This window comes from Xanthomonas sp. NCPPB 1826 (genome assembly GCF_056725285.1).
Map to the genome: position 1 here is coordinate 4,229,757 of NZ_CM161521.1, position 21,601 is coordinate 4,251,357.

A 21,601-nucleotide genomic window follows, 5' to 3' on the forward strand; every position below is an offset into this window, starting at 1 on the left:
TTGTGCGGCCGACCGGGTGCGGCGCTCCGGCGCAAAACGCGACCCCCCCCCGTTACGGGTGCCACGCCAGGGCGCAGAGACGCTGTGTCGCCGTGATCGGGTCAGTCCGACAGGCACCGGCGCACTTACAATGGCGCGCATGGATATCTTCAAAGTCTTTACGCTCGAAGCCGCGCACCGGCTTCCCAATGTGCCCCCCGGCCACAAGTGCGCCCGCCTGCACGGGCATTCGTTCCGGGTCGAGCTGCATGTCAGCGGCGAACCCGGTGCCGAGACCGGCTGGATCATGGATTTCGGCGACATCAAGGCCGCCTTCCAACCGATCTACGACCGCCTGGACCACCACTACCTCAACGACATCGAGGGGCTGGAAAACCCGACCAGCGAGCGGCTGGCGATCTGGATCTGGGACCAGCTCAAGCCGGCGCTGCCGCAGCTGAGCGAGATCGTGGTGCATGAAACCTGCACCTCCGGCTGCCGCTATCGCGGCTGATCGCGCAGCGCAGTGGTGTGACGCAAGGCCGCCTCCAGAGCGGTCTTGCCGTTTCTACGGCACGGATAATGGATTGATTTCAAAACGCTTTGCAGGCGATTTCGGAAATTTTCAGCAAACGTGTTGCATCGCAGCAATATCCGCGTATGCTGCAACGCAACAACGGTCACAGCCTTCCCCAAGGGGTTCGCAATGTCGGCGCAGTTCGAAAACGGCTTCAACAGCTTTGCCTCTGCAGCGGCACGCGCCAACCAGTTGGCGATGGAACACGCGGAAAACGCGTTTGGCCTGCAGCTGAAGACGCTCGAACGCAACGTCAGTGCGACCACCAGCTTCTTCGGTGAGTTTGCCCAGGCCCGCGACCTTGGCGCCTACCAGACGCTCTGGCCGAAGGGGCTGCAACTGGCCCGCGACAACCTGGAACGGCTGGCTTCGGTGAATCAGGAAGTGGTCGGACTGGGATTGAAGGCATCCGATGCGCTCGGCCAACTGGCCAAGCAGCAGTTCGAGGCCAACAGCGAGCAGGCCGCCAAAGGCAAGACCCGGCGCACGTAAGCGCCAACAAAAAATTCAGCGTCTTTGCATGGGTCCCTCCCCCCATGCAATCCGGCCCGACAGATCCCTCCCTCTGTCGGGCTTTTTTATTGTCTGCGCATTGCGCGTACTGCCAATCCGACCAAGTGCTATCGCGGCGCGGCGCCGGTGCAGTGGAAACGCCGGGACGCAGGGCGAGTCCCCGGCGGCGCGCAAGGCTGGGACGACATCTGGCGATCCGCGTCGCAGTGACGCGGTCGCCCGATAGCCAACGTCACTCAGACCGGCACGTGCAGCCCCAGCGACTGCGCCGCGGCATCGGCGCCCGGCCGCCAGGCGATGCGGCCCCAGCACGGCATCGCCAGGCGCTGGCGCAGCATGCCGATGTTCTCCTCGATGCGCTCCATCTGCGGGTCGACCTCGTTGGCGATCCAGCCGATGCAGTCCAGCCCGTCGGCAGCGATCGCCGCGGCGCTCAGGCGCGCGTGATTGATGCAGCCCAGCCGGATGCCGACCACCAGCACCACGGGCAGCTTGAGCGCACGTACCAGATCGGCCTGGTCCAGATCGGCGCTCAAGGGCGCAGCCCAGCCGCCGACACCTTCCACCACCACCACCTCGGCCTGCGCGCGCAATTGCGCGAAGGCCTGGGCGATCGGCTCCAGCGACAGAGTCACGCCGACATCGGCGGCGGCCAGTTCCGGCGCCAGCGGTGCCGGCAAGGCATAGGGATTGAGGGTGGCGTAATCGGGTTGCGGGGCGCTGGCGGCCTGCAGCGCCAGCGCGTCCTCGTTGCGCCAGCCCTGCGGCGTGTGCTCGCAACCGCTGGCCACCGGCTTCATGCCGACCGCCGTGTGGCCCTGCCTGCGCAGTGCGTGCAGCAGCGCGGTGCTGGCCATGGTCTTGCCGATGCCGGTGTCGGTGCCGGTGACATACAACGCCGGAAGCTGCATGCGTGTGTTCCTGCGGCCGCGCCGCGGTTGCCGTGGGGGCGCGCAGCATAGCGTGCGGATCCGAACGCGCGGCTGAGTCGCAATGCCGCTGCGGATGGCCGCTGCTAAACTTCGGCCATGTTCGCAACCTCTTCGCTGACCGGCAGCAAGCCGGAACAATACGCCCAGCTCACCGCCCAGGCCCAGGCCCTGGTGCATGGCGAGCCGGACCGGATCGCCAATGCCGCCAACCTGGCCGCACTAATCTTCAATGCGTTGCCGTCGCTCAACTGGGCCGGCTTCTATTTCTACGACGGCCGCGAGCTGGTGGTGGGGCCGTTCCAGGGCTTGCCGGCCTGCGTGCGCATTCCGCTGGACAAGGGCGTGTGCGGCGCGGCTGCCAGTACCCGGCAGAGTCAGCGCATTGCCGACGTGGATGCCTTCCCGGGGCATATCGCCTGCGATTCGGCCTCGCGCTCGGAGCTGGTGATTCCGCTGGTCAAGGGCGATGCGCTGATCGGCGTGCTGGATCTGGACAGCCCGGAGCTGGATCGCTTCGACGCCGACGATCAGCGCGGCCTGGAAGCCATTGCCCAGGTCTTTGTCGGCGCGCTGACGTGACCACCGAACGGCTGCGCAACATCGGCCCGAAAAGTGCGGCGTGGCTGCGCCAGGTCGGCCTGCGCACGCAGCAGGATCTGCAGGCGGTGGGCGCGGTGGGCGCATTCGTCAAAGTGCGCCGCGCCGGCTTCAAGCCCAGCCTCAACCTGCTGTATTCGCTGGAAGGCGCATTGACCGACTGCCATTGGCAGGACGTGCCGGAAGCGCGCCGGCATGCCTTGCTGGCCGAATACGAGGCAGCCAGTGCGCTGTTGCCGGTGCGCGGCCGCGCGGTCGGTGGGCCGGTGGAAACCGTGCACTACGCACGCGCCGACAACGACGATACGCACGGTGAGATGGGCGAAGCAGACGACGACACTGCGGACCTGAGCGAAACGCGCGACGATTGAGTGCCTGCGCCGAGGTGTCACCGCTGCATGCGCATGGCGCCAGCGCTGCGACCAGCAACAGCGTGCTTGTCGATATCTGGAGCGGTTTATCTTCGATCGCTTGCTTGATCTGACTTCATCAACGCGTCGCTGCAGCTTGTAGCGTTGGCGCAAGCGATGCGCCCAACGTCTGGCCATGGCTGAGGCCTGGCAGCGGTTGATAGTCGGCGGTGAGGCCGGGTAACGACGACAGCAGCACGACGAGGCGTCGGGCGGCCTGTGGATCCGCGCGCGGCCGCCCCGGGCGATCCGGTTTTGCCTTGTTCGCCGATGGTGCGCCCTCGCCTGCCATCAGCGTCAGCCGACGCCTGGATGGCTGCGTGCCTGCCGAACGCTCCCGTGCATGGTCGACCACACGCTGCGCCTGCTGGACGACAAATCCATCGCCCCACCACAGCGACGGGTCGACCGCGACGTAGTGCTGGAACAGCTGCGGCTGCGTCAGCAACACCTGCAGCACGAACAATCCGCCATACGAATGGCCCCACAGCGTCTGCCGCTGACGGTCCACCGCCACGCGCGCTTCCACCTGCGGGCGGATGGCTGTTGCGATCAGCTGCGCGAACGCCGCCGCACCGCCGGTTCTGCGCTGCGGATCGAGTGGATCGGTTTCCACCCGCCCGTCGCTATAGCGCGCAGGCGTGTAGTCCAGGCTGCGTCCCACCGCATCGATGCGCAATGCGCTGTCGTCGGCGATGAACACCAGCACCGGCGCATCGCCGTGGGTGGTCAGGCTGTTGAGCAGGCGCTCATCCAGCTCCATCAGCGCGGCATTGCCATCCAGCAGATACACCACCGGATACCCCGCAGCCGGTGGCGCAGCTTTAGGGGTGGCGATGCGCACACGGTAATGGCGCTGGCCATCGGCCGAATCCAGGCGCAACGCGCTGAACACATACGAGGCACTGGGACGATCGGCGACGGTGCTGCCGATCGTGCGGCTCAGGTCCGGCTGTGCGAACGCCGGCACAGCGCCGGCGATCCACATCAGCGCAGCGGCACACGCAAGCAGCCAACGATGCTGTCGGGTCATTGCACTCTCCTGTTGCGGCGCGCACGTTCGCACGTGGCGCCGCGTCGCTTTCAGAAACCGAAACTCAGGCTCGCCCAAAACGCGCGCCCGGGTTCGTTGTAGGTGGCTGCACCCGCCGCGCCGCCGGTGTTGTTGGTGCCTTCGCGGAACAGACGGGTGTCGAACAGATTGTCCACACCGACGCCCACGCTGACCTTGCGGGTGATCCGGTAACGCGCACTGACGCCCCACAGGTCATAGGGGTCGCGCGTGTCGGGGGCGATGGCGCCGCCGCTGGTGCTCGATTGCGTGGCCGACTCCTGCTTGCCGTAGAAGGTCCCGGTGAGCAGCAGCGACAAGGCCTGGGTCGGCTGCCAATCCAGCGTGGTGTTGACGGTGTATTCCGGGATCACCGACAGCGGTTGATCGGTCGCGGTGTTCTTGTTCTCGATCATGTAGGTGACATTGGTGTTCCACTTCAGCTCGCGACCCTGCTCGCCCAGCAGCGGTAACGTGAGATTGCCTTCCACGCCCTGCACGATCGCTTGCGATGCATTGGTCCACTGGAACACCTGCCCGCGCCGGTCGACCGTGATATTGACCGGCGTCATACCGGCGACAATCTTGTTGTCGTAGGCGTTGTGGAAGTACGTCAGCGAGGCGTGGTGACCGGTTTGCGGTGCCCACTCGATGCCGATCTCCTTGTTGATGCTGGTCTCCGGATCGAGGTTGTCGTTGCCCTGGATATAGCAGCCCGAACCAAGATTGGGGAACAGCACCGGGCAGCCATTGCCGCGTGTGTAATACAGATAATTGGCGTTGGACTGATACAGGTTGGGCGCCTTGAAGGCGCGCGCGATGCCGCCCTTGAGCAACCAGTCTTCGCTGAGTTTGTACTGCACGTTGAGGCTGGGGCTGAGGTTGTTGCCGAATTGGCTGTGGTGATCCAACCGCACACCGGGCGTGAGCGTCAGCCGCTCACTGGCATAGATGTTGTCTTCCAGATACACCGCACTGAGCGTGGCCTCGCTGCGTGGGCTGCGCGTGCCATTGGCAAGACCGGGAAAACCGCCGCCGGCGCTCACCGTCTGCGACATCGAATACGCATCGCTGAGGCGGCTCTGGCGGCGCTCGAAGCCCAGCGTCAGTACCTGCTCGGCCCAGGCCTGCAGCGGCATGTTGAACTCGCCGTCGATGTTGAGGTTGTCGAGCGTGGCGGTGGAATTGAGCAGGCTGGCGGCAATGGAGCCTTCGGGGCCGCCGGCCAAGCCTTCGTTGAGGCGGGTATTGTCGGTGCCTTCATAGGCGGCGGTGAGGCGCGAGGTGCCGAGCGCCCAGGTGCCGCGATGGGTCAGCGAGGCGGTGCGGCGGATCATGGTGTTGGTTTCGCTGCCGAACAGTGCGCCCAGATCGGCACCGGCCAGGCCATCGGCGCTGACCGCACGATCACCGGCGTACAGATTGCCCTGGCGGCTGAAGCCGGCATCGAGTTCGATCACCTGGCCTTCCATCGGATCCCAGCGCAGCAGGCCATTGATGTCCTTGTTGCGCACGCCCTCGCGCCCGGCCGGCGGCACCGCGGCGGCACTGCTGGCAAAGCGGCGATTGAGCTCCAGCGAATCCGGATCGGTCTTGTTGAGGTTTCCATACAGGCGAAACGAGAACGTGTCGCTCAGCGGCCCGCTGAGCTGGAAGCCGGCACGCTGGCCACCGCCTTCGGCACTGTGCTGCGGCACCAGGCCGAATACCGTCATCGAGCCGGTCAGGTCGCCGGTCGGCTTCTTGGTGATGATGTTGACCACACCGCCGGAGGCACCGGAGCCGTAACGTGCCGCGGCCGGGCCGCGCAGCACTTCGATGCGCTCCACCGCTTCGGCCGGCACCCAGTTGGTGTCGCCGCGCGTATTGCGCTCGCCGCTGCGGCCCATGCGCACCGCATCGCGCGATCCCACCGGCTTGCCATCGACCAGAATCAGCGTGTTTTCCGGGCCCATGCCGCGCAGATCGATCTGCCGGTTGTTGCCGTACTGGCCGGAGGCGCTATTGCCGGTGAGGTTGACGCCCGGCATGGTGCGCAGCAACTGCGACAGATCGTTGACCGGTGGGCGCCGTTCGATGTCTTCGGCGGTGATCACCGATGACCCCAAGGCCTGGCGTGCGATCTGCGCGGCGGTGACGTGCACGGTGTCCAGCGACTGCGGCTCGGCTGCAACATCTTCGGCCGATGCGCTGCAGATGCAGCTGCCGCAACCGAGAGCAATGGCCAGCACCAGCTGACGGTGGGACAACACGGGACGACGTGCAGGCGCAGACATCCATGACCGGCGTGATGCGGACATTCTCAAACCTCTCGACAGGAGATGGACCTCTGGCGACGGCTTGAGGTGACACGATGGGGGTGATGCATGCAGCGCCGCGCACAACGCGCGTGCGCGGCGCTGACGCAGTCAAGCGTGTCCGCGCATTCTACACAGATGCGATTCATTCTCAAATCGGAACGCTGCGCTGGCACGGCCGCACGCAGGCATTGCCGCTTCCGGCAGCGCAGACGTCACCAATGCCGCGCACCGGTGGGGAACAGTACGCGTTAGCTGGCCGACGATGCGGACAGCGTGCGAAAGACCTTCATTCAAGGCGACAAACGCCGCCAGCCGATGGTGGCATTGGATGCTTCACCGCGATGTGGACGACGCCCGCATCCGCGCTGGCAACACTGCGCGTCTTACTTCAGCGCCAGCAATTGCCGCATGTCATCGATGATGGCCACGGCACCGGCGCTCTGCACATCGAAGCCGCGCAGATAGCCGTAACGCACCATCGCCAGCGGCATTGCCGCGGCATTTGCAGCCGCCGCATCGGTGGCCGAATCGCCGACCATCAGGCATTGCTGCGGTGTGTGCCCGAACTGCCTGGCCAGGTGCAGCAGCGGCGCTGCATCGGGTTTGCGCTGCGGCAGCGAATCGCCACCGAGCACGCTGCTGAAATGCGCGGCGATGTCCAGGTGCTCCAGCAGCGGTGCGATGAAGCGCGCTGGCTTGTTGGTGCACAGCGCCAGCGTGGCGCCGGCCTCGCGCAGGCCGGCCAATGCTTCGGCAACACCGGGATACAGCTGCGGGTTATGCAGCAGGCTGGCCTGGTAGTGGCGCATCATCAGCGGCATCTCGGTATCGGCATCGTGGGTGCCGCCGGCTTCGCGCAAGGCGGTGGCGAGCAGCACGTGCACGCCTTCACCGATCCAGCTGCGGATCGTCGCCTCGCTGAACTGCTGCAGCCCGAGTTCCTGCAAGGTGGCATTGAGCGCTTCGGCGATATTGGGCGCGCTGTCCACCAGCGTGCCATCCAGGTCGAAGATCACCAGCGGATACGGGAACATGCGCACAGTCTCGTTGGGGGAGCGGCCTGCAGTGTACGAGCTGCGGGATTCAGGGCGCGTCACCGTGGCGTGGTGCGAACGGCCGATGTCAGCGTCGATGCCTGCGCGGTTGCAGTCATCGCTGCATGCACCACACGCCGCGGCCGCGGCCGCGGTACAGCAACCATGCCGCCCCGCGCTCACTGCGCCGGCGGCATGTCGCCAAATAACTCGCCCTGTACCGCGCCCTCTTCCGCGTCGCTGAAACCGCTCAATCCCACCCCGACCAGGCGATAGCGCGTGTCGTCGGGCAACTCCACGCGCCGGGTCAGCGCCAGCGCGATCTCCGCCAATGCCTCCAGCGAGGCCGGTGGCTGATCTGGCGTGTACGAGCGGGTCAGGATGCGGAAGTTGGAGGTCTTCAACTTGAGAACCACGGTGCGCCCGATCCGCTCGGTGCGGCGCGTGGCCAGCCAGGTCTTTTCGGCAAGGCGCAGGATGTGCGGATCCAGTGCCTCCAGCGCGATGTCCTCGCTGAAGGTATCTTCCGAGGACACCGACTGCACCTCCTGATCCGGCTCGACCGGGCGCTCGTCGATGCCGCGTGCGCGGCGGTACAGGCTCTGCCCGAAGCTGCCGAAATGCGCCTGCAATTCTTCCAGGGGGCGCAGCCGCAGATCGCTGACGGTGACGATCCCCAACGCCGCCAGCTTGCCATCCATCACCTTGCCCACGCCGGGAATGCGGTTGACCGGCAGCGGCAGCAGGAACGCATCGACACGACTGGGCGCGATGACGAACTGCCCGTCGGGCTTGCGCCAGTCCGAGGCGATCTTGGCCAGGAACTTGTTCGGTGCGATGCCGGCCGATGCGGTAAGCTGGGTTTCCTCGCGGATCTGGCTGCGGATCAGTTGCGCGATTTCGGTGGCCAGCTGCATGCCGGTCTTGGCTTGCGTGACATCCAGATAGGCCTCGTCCAGGGACAGCGGCTCGACCAGATCGGTGTGGCGATGGAAGATCTCGCGCACCTGCCGCGACACCGCCTTGTAGCGCGCAAAATCCGGCGGCACGAACACCGCGTCCGGACACAGGCGCTCGGCACGCAGCGCCGGCATGGCCGAACGGATGCCGTAGGTGCGCGCTTCGTACGAGGCCGCGCACACCACCGAGCGCGCACCGCGCCAGGCCACCACCACCGGCTTGCCGCGCAGCGATGGATCGTCACGTTGCTCCACGGACGCGTAGAACGCATCCATGTCCACGTGCACGATCTTGCGCATCAAGCTGGCATCTCTCCGAAAGCGTCGGACCATGATAAATCAGCCGCGTCTCACGCCTTGCGCCGCGCCATCGCGCACGCCCGGGCGCGAACGGACGCAAGCGCTAGCGGGACGCTCTGCTGCATCTGTTTATGTGCCGATCCACGCCGAGCAGGCATGCCTGACCGCGTCCCGCTGAATGCTGTCATCTGCTCTGGATCCTGTCTGCAACACATGCTTGCCACACTGCGCAACCGGCTGAAAACAGCACGCATGCGTACGGATAAAACGTTTGATTGAACCGCGCGCCCTCATGCACCCTTGCCGGCCTCGCCTTTCGCTTCTTGCAGGAAACGTTCGTCATGACTCGTCAAAGTGCGTACTCGCGCGACCAATTGCTGGCCAGCGCGCGCGGGGAATTGTTCGGACCCGACAGTGCCCGCCTGCCCAACGACCCGATGCTGATGTTCGACCGCATCACCGAGATCAACGACAGCGGCGGCGCGCATGGCAAGGGCCTGATCCGCGCAGAACTCGACGTGCGCCCGGACCTGTGGTTCTTCGGCTGCCACTTCATCGACGACCCGGTGATGCCCGGCTGCCTGGGCCTGGACGCGATGTGGCAGCTGACCGGCTTCTTCCTCACCTGGATCGGCGCAGCGGGCCGCGGCCGCGCGCTGGGCTGCGGCGAGGTCAAGTTCACCGGCCAGGTGTTGCCGAGCGCGAAATTGGTCAGTTACGAAATCGATATCAGCCGCGTGATCAACCGCAAGCTGGTGATGGCCCAGTCCGATGCACGCATGCTGGTGGACGGGCGCGAAATCTACACGGCCAACGATCTGCGCGTGGGCATGTTCACTTCAACGGAGAATTTCTGATGCGTCGCGTCGTCGTCACCGGAATGGGCATCACTTCCTGCCTGGGCAATGATCTGGACACCGTCTCCAGCGCCTTGCGCGAGAGCCGCTCGGGCATCACCGCATTGCCCGATCATGCCGACGCCGGCCTGCGCAGCCAGGTCGGCGGTGCGGTGGCGCTGGATCTGGACAGCCTGATCGACCGCAAGCTCAAGCGCTTCATGGGCGATGCCTCGGCCTACGCCTATCTGGCCATGCGCGATGCGATCGCCGATGCCGGACTGGATGCCGAGCAGGTCAGCGACCTGCGCACCGGCCTGATTGCCGGCTCCGGTGGCGGATCCAGCCAGTGGCAGGTGGAAACCGCCGATCTGCTGCGCAACCGTGGCGTGCGCAAGGTCGGCCCGTACATGGTGCCGCGCACGATGTGTTCGTCGGTCTCCGCTTCGTTGGCGACCGCGTTCAAGATCCGTGGCCTGAGCTATTCGCTGTCGGCCGCGTGTGCGACCTCGGCGCATTGCATCGGCGCGGCCGCGGACCTGATCCGGCACGGCGCGCAGGATGTGATGTTCGCCGGCGGCGGCGAAGAACTGCACTGGACCATGAGCGTGATGTTCGATGCGATGGGCGCGCTGTCCACCGGCTTCAACGATCGCCCCGCAGTGGCCTCGCGGCCCTACGATGCGCAACGCGACGGCTTTGTCATCGGCAGCGGCGGCGGCATGCTGGTGCTGGAAGACTATGACCACGCCATCGCGCGCGGCGCACGCATCCATGCCGAACTGCTCGGCTATGGCGTGACCTCCGATGGCGCCGACATGGTGGCGCCCAGCGGCGAAGGTGCGGTGCGCTGCATGCACATGGCCATGCAGGGCCTGACGCAGCCGATCGACTACCTCAACACGCACGGCACCTCCACGCCGCTGGGCGATGTGACCGAGCTGGGCGCGGTACGCGAGGTGTTCGGCGACAACGTCCCGCCGCTGTCCTCGACCAAGGCGCTGTCCGGCCATTCCTTGGGCGCGGCCAGCGTGCACGAGGCGATCTACAGCCTGCTGATGCTGCGCGACGGCTTCATGGCCGGCTCGGCGCATATCGATGAACTCGATCCGCGCGCCGAAGGCTTCCCGATCCTGCGACAGACCCAGGACGCCACGTTGAACACGGTGATGTCCAACAGCTTCGGCTTCGGCGGCACCAACGCGGCGCTGGTGTTCGGCCGGGTGTGAGGGCGCGGCGCCGGGCGCCGCGCGGAATTGGGAATTGGGGATTTGTGTCGAGAGATCGCTCTTGCCACTCCCCAATCCCGATTCCCCACTCCCGGTTCAGCCGGCCATGCCGTTGTGCCGCAACAGTGCATCGATGTTCGGCGCACGCCCACGGAAGGCGCGGAAGTTGTCGGCCGCGTTGCGGCTGCCGCCACGCGATAGCACTTCATGGCGGAAGCGCGCGCCGGTGTCGGCCACCTGCTCAGGCGCTTCTTCGAAGGCGGCGTAGGCATCGGCGCTGAGCACTTCGGCCCACTTGTAGCTGTAGTAACCGGCTGCGTAACCGCCGGCGAAGATATGGTTGAACTGGTGCGGGAAGCGATTCCATGCCGGCGGGCGGTTGACCGCCACCTCGTCGCGCACCCGTTCGATCAACTGCAGCACGTTGTCCTGGGTCGGGTCGAAGCTGCTGTGCAGCTGCATGTCGAACAACGCGAACTCCAGCTGGCGCACGGTGAACATGCCGCTCTGGAAATTGCGTGCGGCCAGCAGCCGGTCGAACAGGTTGCGCGGCAGCGGCTCGCCGGTCTGCACGTGCGCGGTCATCGCCTGCACGCGCTCCCATTCCCAGCAGAAGTTCTCCATGAACTGGCTCGGCAGTTCCACCGCGTCCCATTCCACGCCGTTGATACCGGCCACGCCCAACTCGCCGATGCGCGTCAGCAACTGATGCAGGCCGTGGCCCATTTCATGGAACAGCGTGGTGACTTCGCCATGCCGGAACGTGGCCGGCGTATCGCCACTGCCACGGCCGAAGTTGCACACCAGATACACCAGCGGCGTCTGCACGCCGTTGGCGGTGTCGCGGCGGTTGCGGCAATCGTCCATCCACGCGCCGCCACGCTTGCCTTCGCGCGCGTACAGGTCCAGATAGAACTGGCCGACCAGCTCGCCCTGCGCATCTTCCAGGCGATAGAAGCGCACATCCGCATGCCAGACCGGCGCGCGGTCTGGCTTGACGGTCAGGCCATACAGGCTGTGGATCACATCGAACAGACCGGCCAGCACCTTGGGCTCGGTGAAGTACAGCTTCACCTCCTGCTCGGAGAAGCTGTAGCGCGCCTGCTTGAGTTTCTCGGAGGCGTAGGCCAGATCCCAGGCCTGCAGTTCGTCCAGGCCAAGTTCGTCGCGGGCGAAGACTTCGAGCTCGGCACGGTCGCGTTGCGCATACGGCTTGGCGCGCACTGCCAGATCGCGCAGGAAGCCCATCACTTCATCCGGGCTTTGCGCCATCTTGGTGGCGACCGAATACTCCGCGTAACTGGCAAAGCCGAGCAGCTGTGCCAGCTCGGCGCGCAGGGCCAGGATACGATCGATATTGGCGCTGTTGTCCAACGCGGCATCGCCGAACTCGGAGGCGCGCTCGGCGTTGGCGCGGTACAGCCGCGCGCGCAACTCGCGATTGTCCGCATCGGTCTGCACCGGCAGATAGCACGGCATCTGCAAGGTCAGCTTCCAGCCCTGCACGCCGTCTTTTTCCGCGGCCGCGCGTGCAGCGGCGACCACCTCGGCCGGCAGGCCAGACAGCTCGGTTGCGTCTTCGCTCACGTACGACCAAGCATCGGTGGCATCGAGCACGTTCTGCGAAAACTTGGCGGCCAGTGCGGAAAGTTCTTCCTGGACCTGCGCAAACCGCGCCTTGGACGCATCGTCCAGCTCGGCACCGCCGAGGCGGAAATCGCGCAGCGCGTTTTCCAGCACCTTGCGCCGCGCGGCGTCGTAGTGCGCCGCTTCCGGCGCTTCGGCCAGCGCCTTGTATTGCGCATACAGCGCCAGGTTCTGCGCCAGCGCACTGCCGAAGCGGCTGAGCTTGGGGAGATTGCTGTTGTAGGCCTCGCGCAGTTCCGGCGTGTTGACCACCGCCTGCAGATGGCCGACCTGGCCCCAGGCACGCCACAGCCGTTCGGTAGCATCGTCCAGCGGCACCACGAAGCTGTCCCAGCTGACCGGGCTGACCTGCTCGGCCGCTTTCACCGCGGCCTCGGCGTCGGCCAGCAATTGGTCGATTGCCGGGCCCACGTGTTCGGGGCGGATCGCATCGAAGGACGGCAGTCCGGACAGGTCGAGCAGCGGGTTGGTCATGGGGCGCTCCGGCGGTGGACTGGATCAGGAATCAGGGCGAGGGGCTGACAGACGTTGCCAGACGCAACGGTTTTGCCAGCAGCTGATCGGATATGGCGATCATTCCAGCGCCGCACAAGGCAGCGCAGGTAGGTCGCCGCCGTTGACGGCGATGGCAATGGCCGCATCGCTGTCGGTGACGTCGATGTCGCGCGCCACGTACCAGGCCGGGTCGTAATAGCTGTGCGCATAGCGCTCGCCGGCATCGCACAGGATAGTGACGATGGAGCCGCTGCGGCCGGCCTGGCGCATGCGCTGGGCGGCCTGCAGCACGCCGACGAAGTTGGTGCCGGTGGAGCCACCGACGCGGCGGCCGAGCGTGGCGCTGACATGGCGCATGGCGGCCAGGCTCAGGGCGTCGGGCACCTTGATCATCACGTCCACGCAGCTGGCGATGAAGCTGGACTCCACCCGCGGGCGGCCGATGCCTTCGATGCGCGAGCCGCCGGTGATGGCCAGCTCCTTGGGGCACTGCCCGTCCACCGCGCGGCAATAGCCGTCGAAGAACACCGACACTTCCGGGTCGGCGCAGAGGATGCGGGTGGCATGGCGCCGATAGCGCACATAGCGGCCGAGCGTGGCGCTGGTGCCGCCGGTGCCGGGGCTGCAGACGATCCAGTCGGGAATCGGATGCGGCTCCTCGGCCAGCTGCTTGAAGATCGATTCGGCGATGTTGTTGTTGGCGCGCCAGTCGGTGGCGCGCTCGGCGTAGGTGAACTGGTCCATGAAGTGGCCGCCGGTCTCGCGCGCGAGCTGGTGCGAGGCGCTGTCAAGATCGCAGGCACGTTCGACCAGATGGCAGCGGCCGCCCTGGAATTGAATCGCGGCGATCTTTTCCGGTGAGGTCGAAGCCGGCATCACCGCGATGAAGGGCACCTCCAGCAGCCGCGCGAAATAGGCCTCGGAGATGGCGGTCGAGCCACTGGAGGCCTCGATCACAGGCCGCCCGGCCCGCAGCCAGCCGTTGGTCAGCGCGTACAGGAACAGCGAGCGCGCCAGCCGGTGCTTGAGGCTGCCGGTCGGGTGGCTGGACTCGTCCTTGAAATACAGGTCGATGCCCGGAAAGCCCGGCAGGTCCATCGGAATCAGATGGGTGTCGGCCGAACGGTTGAAATCGGCCTCGATCTTCTGGATGGCGGCGGCCACCCACTGGCGCTGCGACATGGCAGGACTGTGCGGCGAAGGAAGCGTCAATTCTACCGCTGCCGGGCGCGCGGCCACGGCCGGCGGGTCATCGGGCGGACAGCTGGGAGCCGATGCTATGCTCGTCGCACCTGACCGCCCCGCCCTGACTGCCCGTGCTGCGTTGCCTGCTCCGCCTGCTGCTGTGCCTGTGCCTGGTTGCCAATACGGCTACCGGCGCGTGGGCGTCGGTGGGCATGGCGCTGCCGGAGATGGCGTCGGCCGGGATGGTTGCGACCGCGTCGATGGCGCACGCGCCCATGTCGGCCGCGATGCCGTGCCATGCCGACATGCCGCCGCCCGCTGCGACGCATCCCCCTGATAAAACCCAGCACGCGCACGCGGCCGACTGCTGCAAGCTGGGCAGCTGCGACTGCCTGCAGCACTGCAGCCTCGCCTTGCTGACCCTGCCTGCGGTGCCCGCCGGCCTGCCTGGCCGCCCCACCCTGCCTGCCACCCTGGCCGAAGGGCGCAGCAGCCCGGTGCCCGAACAACCGGTTCGACCTCCCATCGCCTGAGCGCTGACGGCTGCGCCGTCATCGGGCCCGTGCGCTTGCTGCGCGGGGTTTCTAAGCGATGTGATGCGTCCGCCTTCGGTGGTGGGGCGCAGTGGAGATGTCATGTCTTTCGATCCGAATTCTTTCGATCCCCCTTCCTGTGGCGGCCTGAGTCGACGCCGCTTCGTGCAAGGCCTTGCCCTGGGCGGCGTTGCCGCCGCCGGCGGCCTGTGGCGCAGCGATGCGCGTGCGTCCAACCCGGTGAGTACGCCGGTCCTGCGCGGCAGCAGCCAGACGCTGCAGATCGGCCGTATGCCGGTCAACCTCACCGGGCGCAGCCGCCCCGCCATCACCGTCAACCAGAGCCTGCCGGCCCCCACGCTGCGCTGGCGCGAAGGCGACACGATCAGCGTGCGCGTGCGCAACGCGCTGGCTGACCAACCCACCTCGGTGCACTGGCACGGCCTGTTGCTGCCGGCCAACATGGACGGCGTGCCGGGGATGAGTTTCGACGGCATCGCGCCGGGCCAGGAATACCACTACCGCTTCGCGCTGCGCCAGTCCGGCACCTACTGGTATCACAGCCATTCGATGTTTCAGGAACAGGCCGGCCTGTACGGTGCGATCGTCATTGATCCGCTGACACCACCGCCGTACCGGCACGATCGCGAACATGTGCTGCTGCTCTCGGACTGGACCGACCTGGACCCGGCCGCGCTGTTCCGGCGGCTCAAGCAGATGCCCAGCCACGACAATTACGCGCAGCGCACGGTGGGCGATTTCCTGCGCGACGCGCGCGACGACGGCCTGCGCGCAACGCTGGCCGACCGCGGCATGTGGGGGCGCATGCGCATGACCCCGACCGACCTGTCCGACGTCAACGCCAACACCTACACCTACCTGCTCAACGGCGTCGCCCCGGCCGGCAACTGGACCGGCCTGTTCAAGCCTGGCGAGAAAGTACTGCTGCGTTTCATCAACGGCTCGTCGATGACCTACTTCGACATCCGCATCCCCGGCCTGCGCATGACCGTGGTGGCCGCCGACGGCCAGTACGTGCATCCGGTCAGCGTGGACGAGCTGCGCATTGCGGCGGCCGAGACCTTCGACGTGCTTGTCGAGCCCATCGGCCAGGACGCGTTTACCGTGTTCGCGCAGGACATGGGCCGCACCGGATTCGCCTGCGGCACGCTGGCGGTGCGGCATGGGCTGCAGGCACCGATTCCCGCGCTGGATCCGCGCGCGATCCTCACCATGCAGGACATGGGGCACGGCGATGGCATGGCGCATGCAGGTCACGCCATGCACGGCGCAGCCGGGATGCAGGCAGCGCATGCGATGCACGACATGCATACGCATGGCGATACCCAAGCGCATACAGATGACAAGACGCCGCATCACCCCGCCAGCGAAGACGGCAACCCGCTGATCGACATGCGCAGCAATGCCACTTCACCGCGCCTGGACGATCCCGGAGTTGGCCTGCGCGACAACGGCCGCCAAGTGCTGCGCTACGCCGACCTGCACAGCCTGTTCGAGGATCCGGATGGGCGCGAACCCGGCCGCGAGATCGAGCTGCATCTGACCGGGCATATGGAAAAATTCGCCTGGTCGTTCGACGGCATCGCCTTCGCCTCGGCAGAGCCCTTGCGGCTGCAGTACGGCGAGCGGCTGCGCATCGTACTGGTCAACGACACCATGATGCAGCACCCCATCCATCTGCACGGCATGTGGAGCGATCTGGAAGACGCCGATGGCAATTTCCAGGTGCGCAAGCACACCATCGACATGCCGCCCGGCACACGCCGCAGCTATCGCGTCCGCGCCGATGCATTGGGCCGCTGGGCCTACCATTGCCATCTGCTGTACCACATGGAAGCGGGCATGATGCGCGAAGTGCGGGTGGAGGCATGAGTACGCTACGGACGCAATACAGGACGCTGCTCGCACTGCTGCTGAGCGCATCGGCCACTGCACAGGAGCATCAGCATGCGGCGATGGAGTCATCCGCGCACGTCGATGGCGCACATGTAATGCAGGCGGCCCAGCCGCAGACATCCATCGCAACGGAGGCATCGCCGCCATCCGCGCAGCAGAGCGCAGAGGCGATGCAAATGGATCATGCACAGATGCAGCACGCGCAGCACTCCAGCACTGCATCAGCATCAGCATCAGCATCGACAAAGGCTGCTGACAGCATGCCTGCGCAACACCCAGTACAGCCCGACGCTTCGGCAGCGCCGGCATCGATGCACCACGCAGGCATGCAGCATGCCGATGTCCAGCACTCCGCACACCAGACCTCTGCAAATCCACAACTGGACCACGCCCGGCAATCACAGGCAGACAGCGACCACGATGCAATGGAGCACGCATCGATGGATCATGCGTCGATGCAGCACGAGCAACAGCATGGGGCGATGGATCACTCCGACATGGAGCACGCGCCGCATGCCGAAGCGGTGACGCAAACGCCGGCATCGCCCGGCACCGGCGCACTGCCACGTACGCCGATCCCCGAGCCCACTGCCGAGGAGATCGCGGCGGCATTCGCCCCCTTGCAGCACCATGCGATGCACGCGCCAGGCATCAATCACTACGTGTTGCTCGATCGACTGGAAGCCTTCGACACCACGCGCGGCAGTGGCCAGGACTGGGAAGCGCGCGCCTGGATCGGCGGCGATATCGGCCGGCTCTGGTTGCGCAGCGAAGGCGAGCGGCAGGACGGGCGCACGCAGTCCGCATCGATGGAAGCGTTCTATGGCCACGCCATCTCGCCATGGTGGGACCTGCTGGTTGGCGCACGTCAGGACATCGGAGCGGGTGAGCAGCGCAGCTGGGCCGCCTTCGGCGTGCAGGGCCTGGCGCCCTACAAGTTCGAGACCGAAGCCACGCTCTATGTCGGCAGCGGCAGCCGCGCGGCATTACGCCTGGAAGGCGAGTACGAGGTGCTGCTCACCAACCGGCTGATCCTGCAACCACGCGTGGAAGCCGATATCGCCCTCACCGACGATGACCGGCGCGGCGTCGGCAGCGGGCTGGAGCAGGTCGAGGTCGGCCTACGGCTGCGCTACGAAATCACCCGCCGCTTCGCGCCCTATATCGGCTGGGTGCACAGCCGCAGTTTCGGCGACACCGCCCGCCGCGCCGCGATCGACGATGAGCCTGTACGCGACAGCCGGTTTGTTGCCGGCCTGCGCATCTGGTTCTGAGACAGCGCCGTGCGCATGGGCCTGACCGCTCGTATTCGGGTGCAGGCCCATGCCACGGCCTTGAACAGCACAGTTCGTGCCGCCGCGCGTGATCAATCAGATAGCGACGCGGCCAGACCGCCGACATGCAAGGTGCAGACATGCCGACAACCATTGCCCCGCTAACATCCACGTCCAGTGCAGCCTGACCTGCCCCCGCATTCCATCGAGGAGACCGCAATGCCTTTGACCGACCTGCAACACGTCCCCGGCGCCAGCACCGCATCTGCCGACACCGCCGGTTTCGTGTTCAACCACACCATGCTGCGCGTCAAGGATGCGCAGCGTTCGCTGGATTTCTACACGCGCGTGCTGGGCTTCCGCTTGCTGGACGCACGCGACTTTCCCGATGCGCAGTTCAGCCTGTACTTCCTGGCCCTGCTGCCCGACGGCACCGCGATCCCCGACGACGATGCCGCGCGTCGGCTGTGGATGGCCGGCATCCCCGGCGTGCTCGAACTCACCCACAACCACGGCACCGAAACCCAGGACGGCCCGGTCTACCACGACGGCAACAGCGAGCCGCGCGGCTTCGGCCACATCTGCATCTCGGTGCCCGACATCCACGCCGCCTGCGCACGTTTCGATAGCCTCAACGTGCCGTACCAGAAACGCCTGGAAGACGGCCGCATGAAGCACCTGGCCTTCATCAAGGACCCGGACGGCTACTGGGTGGAGATCATTTCCAATACGCCGCTGGCGTAACCCATAACAAAATGCCCGGGGTTCCCGGGCATTCTTGTTTCAGGCACATGCGCTGTCGGTACTTCGCTCTCGAGCAGGGTATGTCGGCAGAGAACGCCGACACAGCTGGATGCGCGCAGCGCACTTCCAGCGGCTAACGCAACGTAGCGTGCGATCATCAGGTGAGTGCGGACGGCGCGCTCAGGCCCGCGATGTTGAGAGTGGTGCATGATAATTCCGAGCACCGGCCGCGCCCGCCTGACGGCGGCGCAGTAGTTTTGTAGCCACTCTTAGATGCAGGCGCCATGCTGCGGCATGACGCGTTGCCTCAGTTGGAGGTGGCAACTGCCTCTCTATCCGGGAACCACTGCGGTAACTGCTCGGCAAATTTTGCGGCGCATTCCTCGCTGTAGGCCTGTGCGGCCTGCTTGACCAGCGCGTAGTCGTTTGCCTCCCACTCCTCGAGCGATGCAGTGCGCGGTGTGGGCGCGCAGTCCAGATTGACCGGACTCGCCTTGCGCTTCAACAGTCCGGAGTGTTCACCGCCAATCGTTACCGCGTAGCGCAGCTCGTAGGGCGACTTGGTATCGGCCAGGCTCTGGTAGACGAGCAGCCAATCGGACATCAGGACCTGCAGCGGGAACGGTTCTGCCGGCAGTGCTGCCGGATGCCCGGTGAAGTAGCTCTTCAGGCGCGCATTGACCGCATCACGCTGCAGTTGATAACCGGGATTGCCCACGGCCTCCATCTTTTCGCCTTTCAGCTGCCCCTTGCCGAAGGCCGACACTGCGACGCCGCGCGTGAACAGGCTTGTGGCGATCTGCAGGCCCACCACTGCCCCGGTGTGCCCGCGCCGCACCACGCGCAACATTTCGTCGCCGTTAGGCAGGCCGTTGGACCCCACACGCATGCTGGCATGCAACGGCAGCTGCAACGCCCAATCCGCCGATGGTGCAATGACTGCGTCGGCATCGCCCTGTGTCTGTGCGGAGGGCTGTTGCTGTGTCTCGGCGACCGACAGCGTGCCGGCAACTGCAGCCGCGGCATAGGTCGTTGCCGTCGAAAAATCGCCGTTGGCAAATGCGGGCAATACTGCCACCGCCTCGGCACCACGGGTGGCGGTACAGAACGCGCTGGAGGCGCGCATCTGCACTTCATGAAATGCGATGCCATTGACTTGATGCACGGCCGCATCCTGGCCGTACTGCGCAACCAGCCTGGCAACGAGGGCGTCCTGCTCGACAGGCTGCTGGCCGCAGACCTTGGCCGCAGCGATGCGCGACCAGGCGAACTGCAGCGCCGGATCCCACCCCATCGCGTCTTCGCCAACGAAGCCGTGGTCGTAGTGATAGGCATAGATGGCCGGGTCGATGTCTTGCAAGGTCATGCCGCCCACGCCCGCATAACCGGGCGGGACGTCGCTGGCCATTGCGGCCCCGCTCAGCGCCGAGATCGCCACTGCAATTAATGCTTTCATGGATTCCTTCCCCTGGAGAGCGTCGCATTGCGTGTCCCCCACGCAATGCGACATGGCACTGTCAGATCGCGCGGACAGCGACCAACGACACAGTGCTTTGGTCCATCAGACAACGGTCCGCAGTCGGCTAGAACGCTCAGTTGCAGACTTAGTGTGAGCGCATCATGGGTAATTGGCAGTCGGGGCGGTCCCCACAGCTGTAGGGACCGCCCCGGAAGTGACGCTTATCTACGCATGCAGCAGCCCGCCGTGACTGCGCTGCCACTCGCGCGGCGGGCGCAGCGCCGCAAGCGTGCGGACCAACTCGCGATAGGTGCCGGCCAACTGCGCGAACAGACCTGCATCGCTGTAACGCGTGTCGGCCACTTCGAAATACGCGCCGCGGCCCAGCTCGATGAAGTAGTCGACGCTGAGCCGCCGGCGCTGTGCAATGCCGGGAAACAGGCCGGCAATCAGCAGGCATTGATCTCCGATGTCGCGCAATGCATCGGCCCGCAGACTGCCGATCTGGTCCTGCGCGTGCAACCAGGCCAGGGCCTGCGTGCGCGAAAACAGCTGCGCATCGCGCTGCAGGCGCAGCAACACGAAGACCAGATAATGCTCGCGCGATTCGTCCAGCGGCTGTGCAATCCGCTGCCCCGCCTCACGTACCAACGCCTGCCACAATTCCGCCGGCGCGCCCTGTTTGAAAGACTCGTGCATACGTCCTCCTGCGTGATGGGACCCTCGCAGGAAGCGTATGCATAACCTGGGCCATCGCGTTGGCAGCCGGGCCCGTCGTCTGCCAGTCGTGCACCGCAGCCGGATCGCGCAATGGGTTGCCCCCCCCGAGCAGCGCCTTGCACGGCGCCAGTCAACCGCTACCCGCGACCGAGCCCACTGCCGCTGCCGGTCGCGTCATCAGGGACGCAACACCAGTGTCTTTCGCGCTTCACGATCCACGAGCCACGTGAGCAATGCACCCGGCACAAGAAACCCCAGCGTTACGAGCAAGCCATGCAGCAGATGTGCCGCCGGCTCGTCCAGCACGGCGATGTGCTTCATCGGAGACAGCCACGGGGAGAGATTGAAGAACGCGACCGTCAAGACGACAAGCGGCCAGTTCCAGTTCACCCCCCGCTTGCGCGCCGACTGCCAGGCGTAGGCGGCCAGCACCGCAACAAAGATTCCTTCGATCACCCACGAGGCAGTTCCCAGCCGTCCCCACAGTCCCAGGCCAAGGTGGGTCTGTGAATGCGGCAAAAGCGCCAGGTCATTGTTGTGCATCGGCCAATCGGCGAGGAAGTGAGAGAAGGACGCGATGAACGCCAGGACTGCAACGCGCCTGTCTTTCCAGAAGAAACCAGCCCAGACAACCGACCACACGACCGCCGCCAACAGCGAATGATCCCAGTCGATGAATGTCAGGTCGAAGAACAGATAGGGGCCTGCAGCGAGGTTGGGCGTTACCAGGTCCCAGCCAAGCATGATGAAGATGCCGTCCAGGATGTCGAGGAAGCCGACGCCCAGCAGGAGCGGAAGCGTCGGGGTACTCGGAAAGCGCGCTTTCAAGGCCAGTCCGATCGCAAAGTGACCCACATACATGGCTGGTGCTCCAAGGATTAGGCCAGCATGGTGCCCCCGTTGAACCCGC

At 65.8% G+C, this 21,601-nt stretch carries 20 protein-coding genes and 1 other RNA gene; 10 read left to right on the plus strand and 11 right to left on the minus strand.

The genetic code is table 11. The features are described from left to right. Positions 1-139: 139 nt before the first annotated feature. The gene (gene queD / locus AC1PLA_RS17645) at positions 140-493 is read left to right on the plus strand and encodes a 6-carboxytetrahydropterin synthase QueD (protein ID WP_024938374.1); all 354 of its coding nucleotides are present in this window, start codon (positions 140-142) and stop codon (positions 491-493) included. A gap of 192 nt (positions 494-685) precedes the next feature. Next, positions 686-1,048, plus strand: a complete 363-nt coding sequence (locus AC1PLA_RS17650; RefSeq protein WP_039518815.1) for a phasin family protein — start codon at positions 686-688, stop codon at positions 1,046-1,048. Positions 1,049-1,305: 257 nt separating this feature from the next. Here the strand turns inward: AC1PLA_RS17650 and bioD are convergent, their stop codons facing one another. Further along, positions 1,306-1,980: a dethiobiotin synthase gene (gene bioD / locus AC1PLA_RS17655; protein ID WP_054592357.1), complete on the minus strand. Its 675-nt coding sequence runs from the start codon at positions 1,978-1,980 to the stop codon at positions 1,306-1,308. 117 nt (positions 1,981-2,097) lie between these two features. On the opposite strand from bioD, the gene AC1PLA_RS17660 reads away from it, so the two are divergent. Further along, the gene (locus AC1PLA_RS17660; protein ID WP_006450459.1) at positions 2,098-2,580 is read left to right on the plus strand and encodes a GAF domain-containing protein; all 483 of its coding nucleotides are present in this window, start codon (positions 2,098-2,100) and stop codon (positions 2,578-2,580) included. After that, positions 2,577-2,969, plus strand: a complete 393-nt coding sequence (locus tag AC1PLA_RS17665) for a TfoX/Sxy family protein (protein ID WP_039512971.1) — start codon at positions 2,577-2,579, stop codon at positions 2,967-2,969. The genes AC1PLA_RS17660 and AC1PLA_RS17665 overlap by 4 nt, the downstream gene beginning before the upstream one ends. Positions 2,970-3,087: 118 nt before the next feature. Here AC1PLA_RS17665 and AC1PLA_RS17670 read toward each other — a convergent pair whose 3' ends face one another. From AC1PLA_RS17670 to dinB, 4 genes are all read right to left on the minus strand, one after another. Next, positions 3,088-3,996 carry an alpha/beta hydrolase gene (locus AC1PLA_RS17670; RefSeq protein ID WP_481106225.1) on the minus strand — a complete coding sequence of 303 codons (909 nt, stop codon included), beginning with the start codon at positions 3,994-3,996 and terminating at the stop codon, positions 3,088-3,090. A gap of 95 nt (positions 3,997-4,091) precedes the next feature. After that, on the minus strand, positions 4,092-6,308 hold the full coding sequence (locus tag AC1PLA_RS17675) for a TonB-dependent siderophore receptor (protein ID WP_481106226.1): 2,217 nt from the start codon (positions 6,306-6,308) through the stop codon (positions 4,092-4,094). A 434-nt stretch (positions 6,309-6,742) separates the two neighbouring features. Then, positions 6,743-7,393: a phosphoglycolate phosphatase gene (gene gph, locus AC1PLA_RS17680; protein ID WP_115511622.1), complete on the minus strand. Its 651-nt coding sequence runs from the start codon at positions 7,391-7,393 to the stop codon at positions 6,743-6,745. Between the two features lie 179 nt (positions 7,394-7,572). After that, the gene (dinB, locus tag AC1PLA_RS17685; protein ID WP_039525307.1) at positions 7,573-8,652 is read right to left on the minus strand and encodes a DNA polymerase IV; all 1,080 of its coding nucleotides are present in this window, start codon (positions 8,650-8,652) and stop codon (positions 7,573-7,575) included. A 341-nt stretch (positions 8,653-8,993) separates the two neighbouring features. On the opposite strand from dinB, the gene fabA reads away from it, so the two are divergent. Further along, positions 8,994-9,509, plus strand: a complete 516-nt coding sequence (gene fabA / locus AC1PLA_RS17690; RefSeq protein ID WP_039522501.1) for a 3-hydroxyacyl-[acyl-carrier-protein] dehydratase FabA — start codon at positions 8,994-8,996, stop codon at positions 9,507-9,509. Beyond that, a complete protein-coding gene (fabB, locus tag AC1PLA_RS17695) occupies positions 9,509-10,717 on the plus strand; it encodes a beta-ketoacyl-ACP synthase I (protein WP_024938384.1) in 1,209 nt (402 codons plus the stop codon). Before fabA ends, fabB begins: the two co-directional genes overlap by 1 nt. Before the next feature lie 96 nt (positions 10,718-10,813). Here the strand turns inward: fabB and AC1PLA_RS17700 are convergent, their stop codons facing one another. Together AC1PLA_RS17700 and AC1PLA_RS17705 are read right to left on the minus strand one after the other, a co-directional pair. After that, complete coding sequence (locus AC1PLA_RS17700; protein ID WP_481105051.1) at positions 10,814-12,838, minus strand: M3 family metallopeptidase; 2,025 nt, start codon at positions 12,836-12,838, stop codon at positions 10,814-10,816. Between the two features lie 99 nt (positions 12,839-12,937). Next, a complete protein-coding gene (locus tag AC1PLA_RS17705) occupies positions 12,938-14,041 on the minus strand; it encodes a PLP-dependent cysteine synthase family protein (RefSeq protein ID WP_481105052.1) in 1,104 nt (367 codons plus the stop codon). A gap of 134 nt (positions 14,042-14,175) precedes the next feature. Between AC1PLA_RS17705 and AC1PLA_RS17710 the strand changes: the two genes are divergently transcribed. The 4 genes from AC1PLA_RS17710 (at position 14,176) to gloA (ending at position 18,512) form a co-directional block, all read left to right on the plus strand. Continuing rightward, positions 14,176-14,577, plus strand: coding sequence for a CopL family metal-binding regulatory protein (locus tag AC1PLA_RS17710; RefSeq protein ID WP_053045874.1), 402 nt, complete (start codon positions 14,176-14,178; stop codon positions 14,575-14,577). 81 nt (positions 14,578-14,658) lie between these two features. Next, positions 14,659-16,470: a copper resistance system multicopper oxidase gene (locus AC1PLA_RS17715; protein WP_212579675.1), complete on the plus strand. Its 1,812-nt coding sequence runs from the start codon at positions 14,659-14,661 to the stop codon at positions 16,468-16,470. Continuing rightward, on the plus strand, positions 16,467-17,768 hold the full coding sequence (locus tag AC1PLA_RS17720) for a copper resistance protein B (protein ID WP_481105053.1): 1,302 nt from the start codon (positions 16,467-16,469) through the stop codon (positions 17,766-17,768). Before AC1PLA_RS17715 ends, AC1PLA_RS17720 begins: the two co-directional genes overlap by 4 nt. Positions 17,769-17,987: 219 nt before the next feature. After that, the gene (gene gloA, locus AC1PLA_RS17725; protein WP_481105054.1) at positions 17,988-18,512 is read left to right on the plus strand and encodes a lactoylglutathione lyase; all 525 of its coding nucleotides are present in this window, start codon (positions 17,988-17,990) and stop codon (positions 18,510-18,512) included. Between the two features lie 131 nt (positions 18,513-18,643). Here gloA and AC1PLA_RS17730 read toward each other — a convergent pair. The 4 genes from AC1PLA_RS17730 to AC1PLA_RS17745 all read right to left on the minus strand — a co-directional run bounded on the left by AC1PLA_RS17730 (position 18,644) and on the right by AC1PLA_RS17745 (position 21,552). Next, a non-coding RNA gene (locus tag AC1PLA_RS17730) (sX9 sRNA) lies at positions 18,644-18,721 on the minus strand. A gap of 98 nt (positions 18,722-18,819) precedes the next feature. After that, positions 18,820-19,968 (minus strand): hypothetical protein, encoded by a 1,149-nt coding sequence (locus tag AC1PLA_RS17735; RefSeq protein ID WP_481105055.1) that lies wholly within the window; start codon positions 19,966-19,968, stop codon positions 18,820-18,822. A gap of 228 nt (positions 19,969-20,196) precedes the next feature. Beyond that, positions 20,197-20,670 (minus strand): hypothetical protein, encoded by a 474-nt coding sequence (locus AC1PLA_RS17740; RefSeq protein ID WP_104555207.1) that lies wholly within the window; start codon positions 20,668-20,670, stop codon positions 20,197-20,199. A 198-nt stretch (positions 20,671-20,868) separates the two neighbouring features. After that, a complete protein-coding gene (locus AC1PLA_RS17745) occupies positions 20,869-21,552 on the minus strand; it encodes a hypothetical protein (RefSeq protein ID WP_481105056.1) in 684 nt (227 codons plus the stop codon). Positions 21,553-21,601 lie beyond the last annotated feature (49 nt).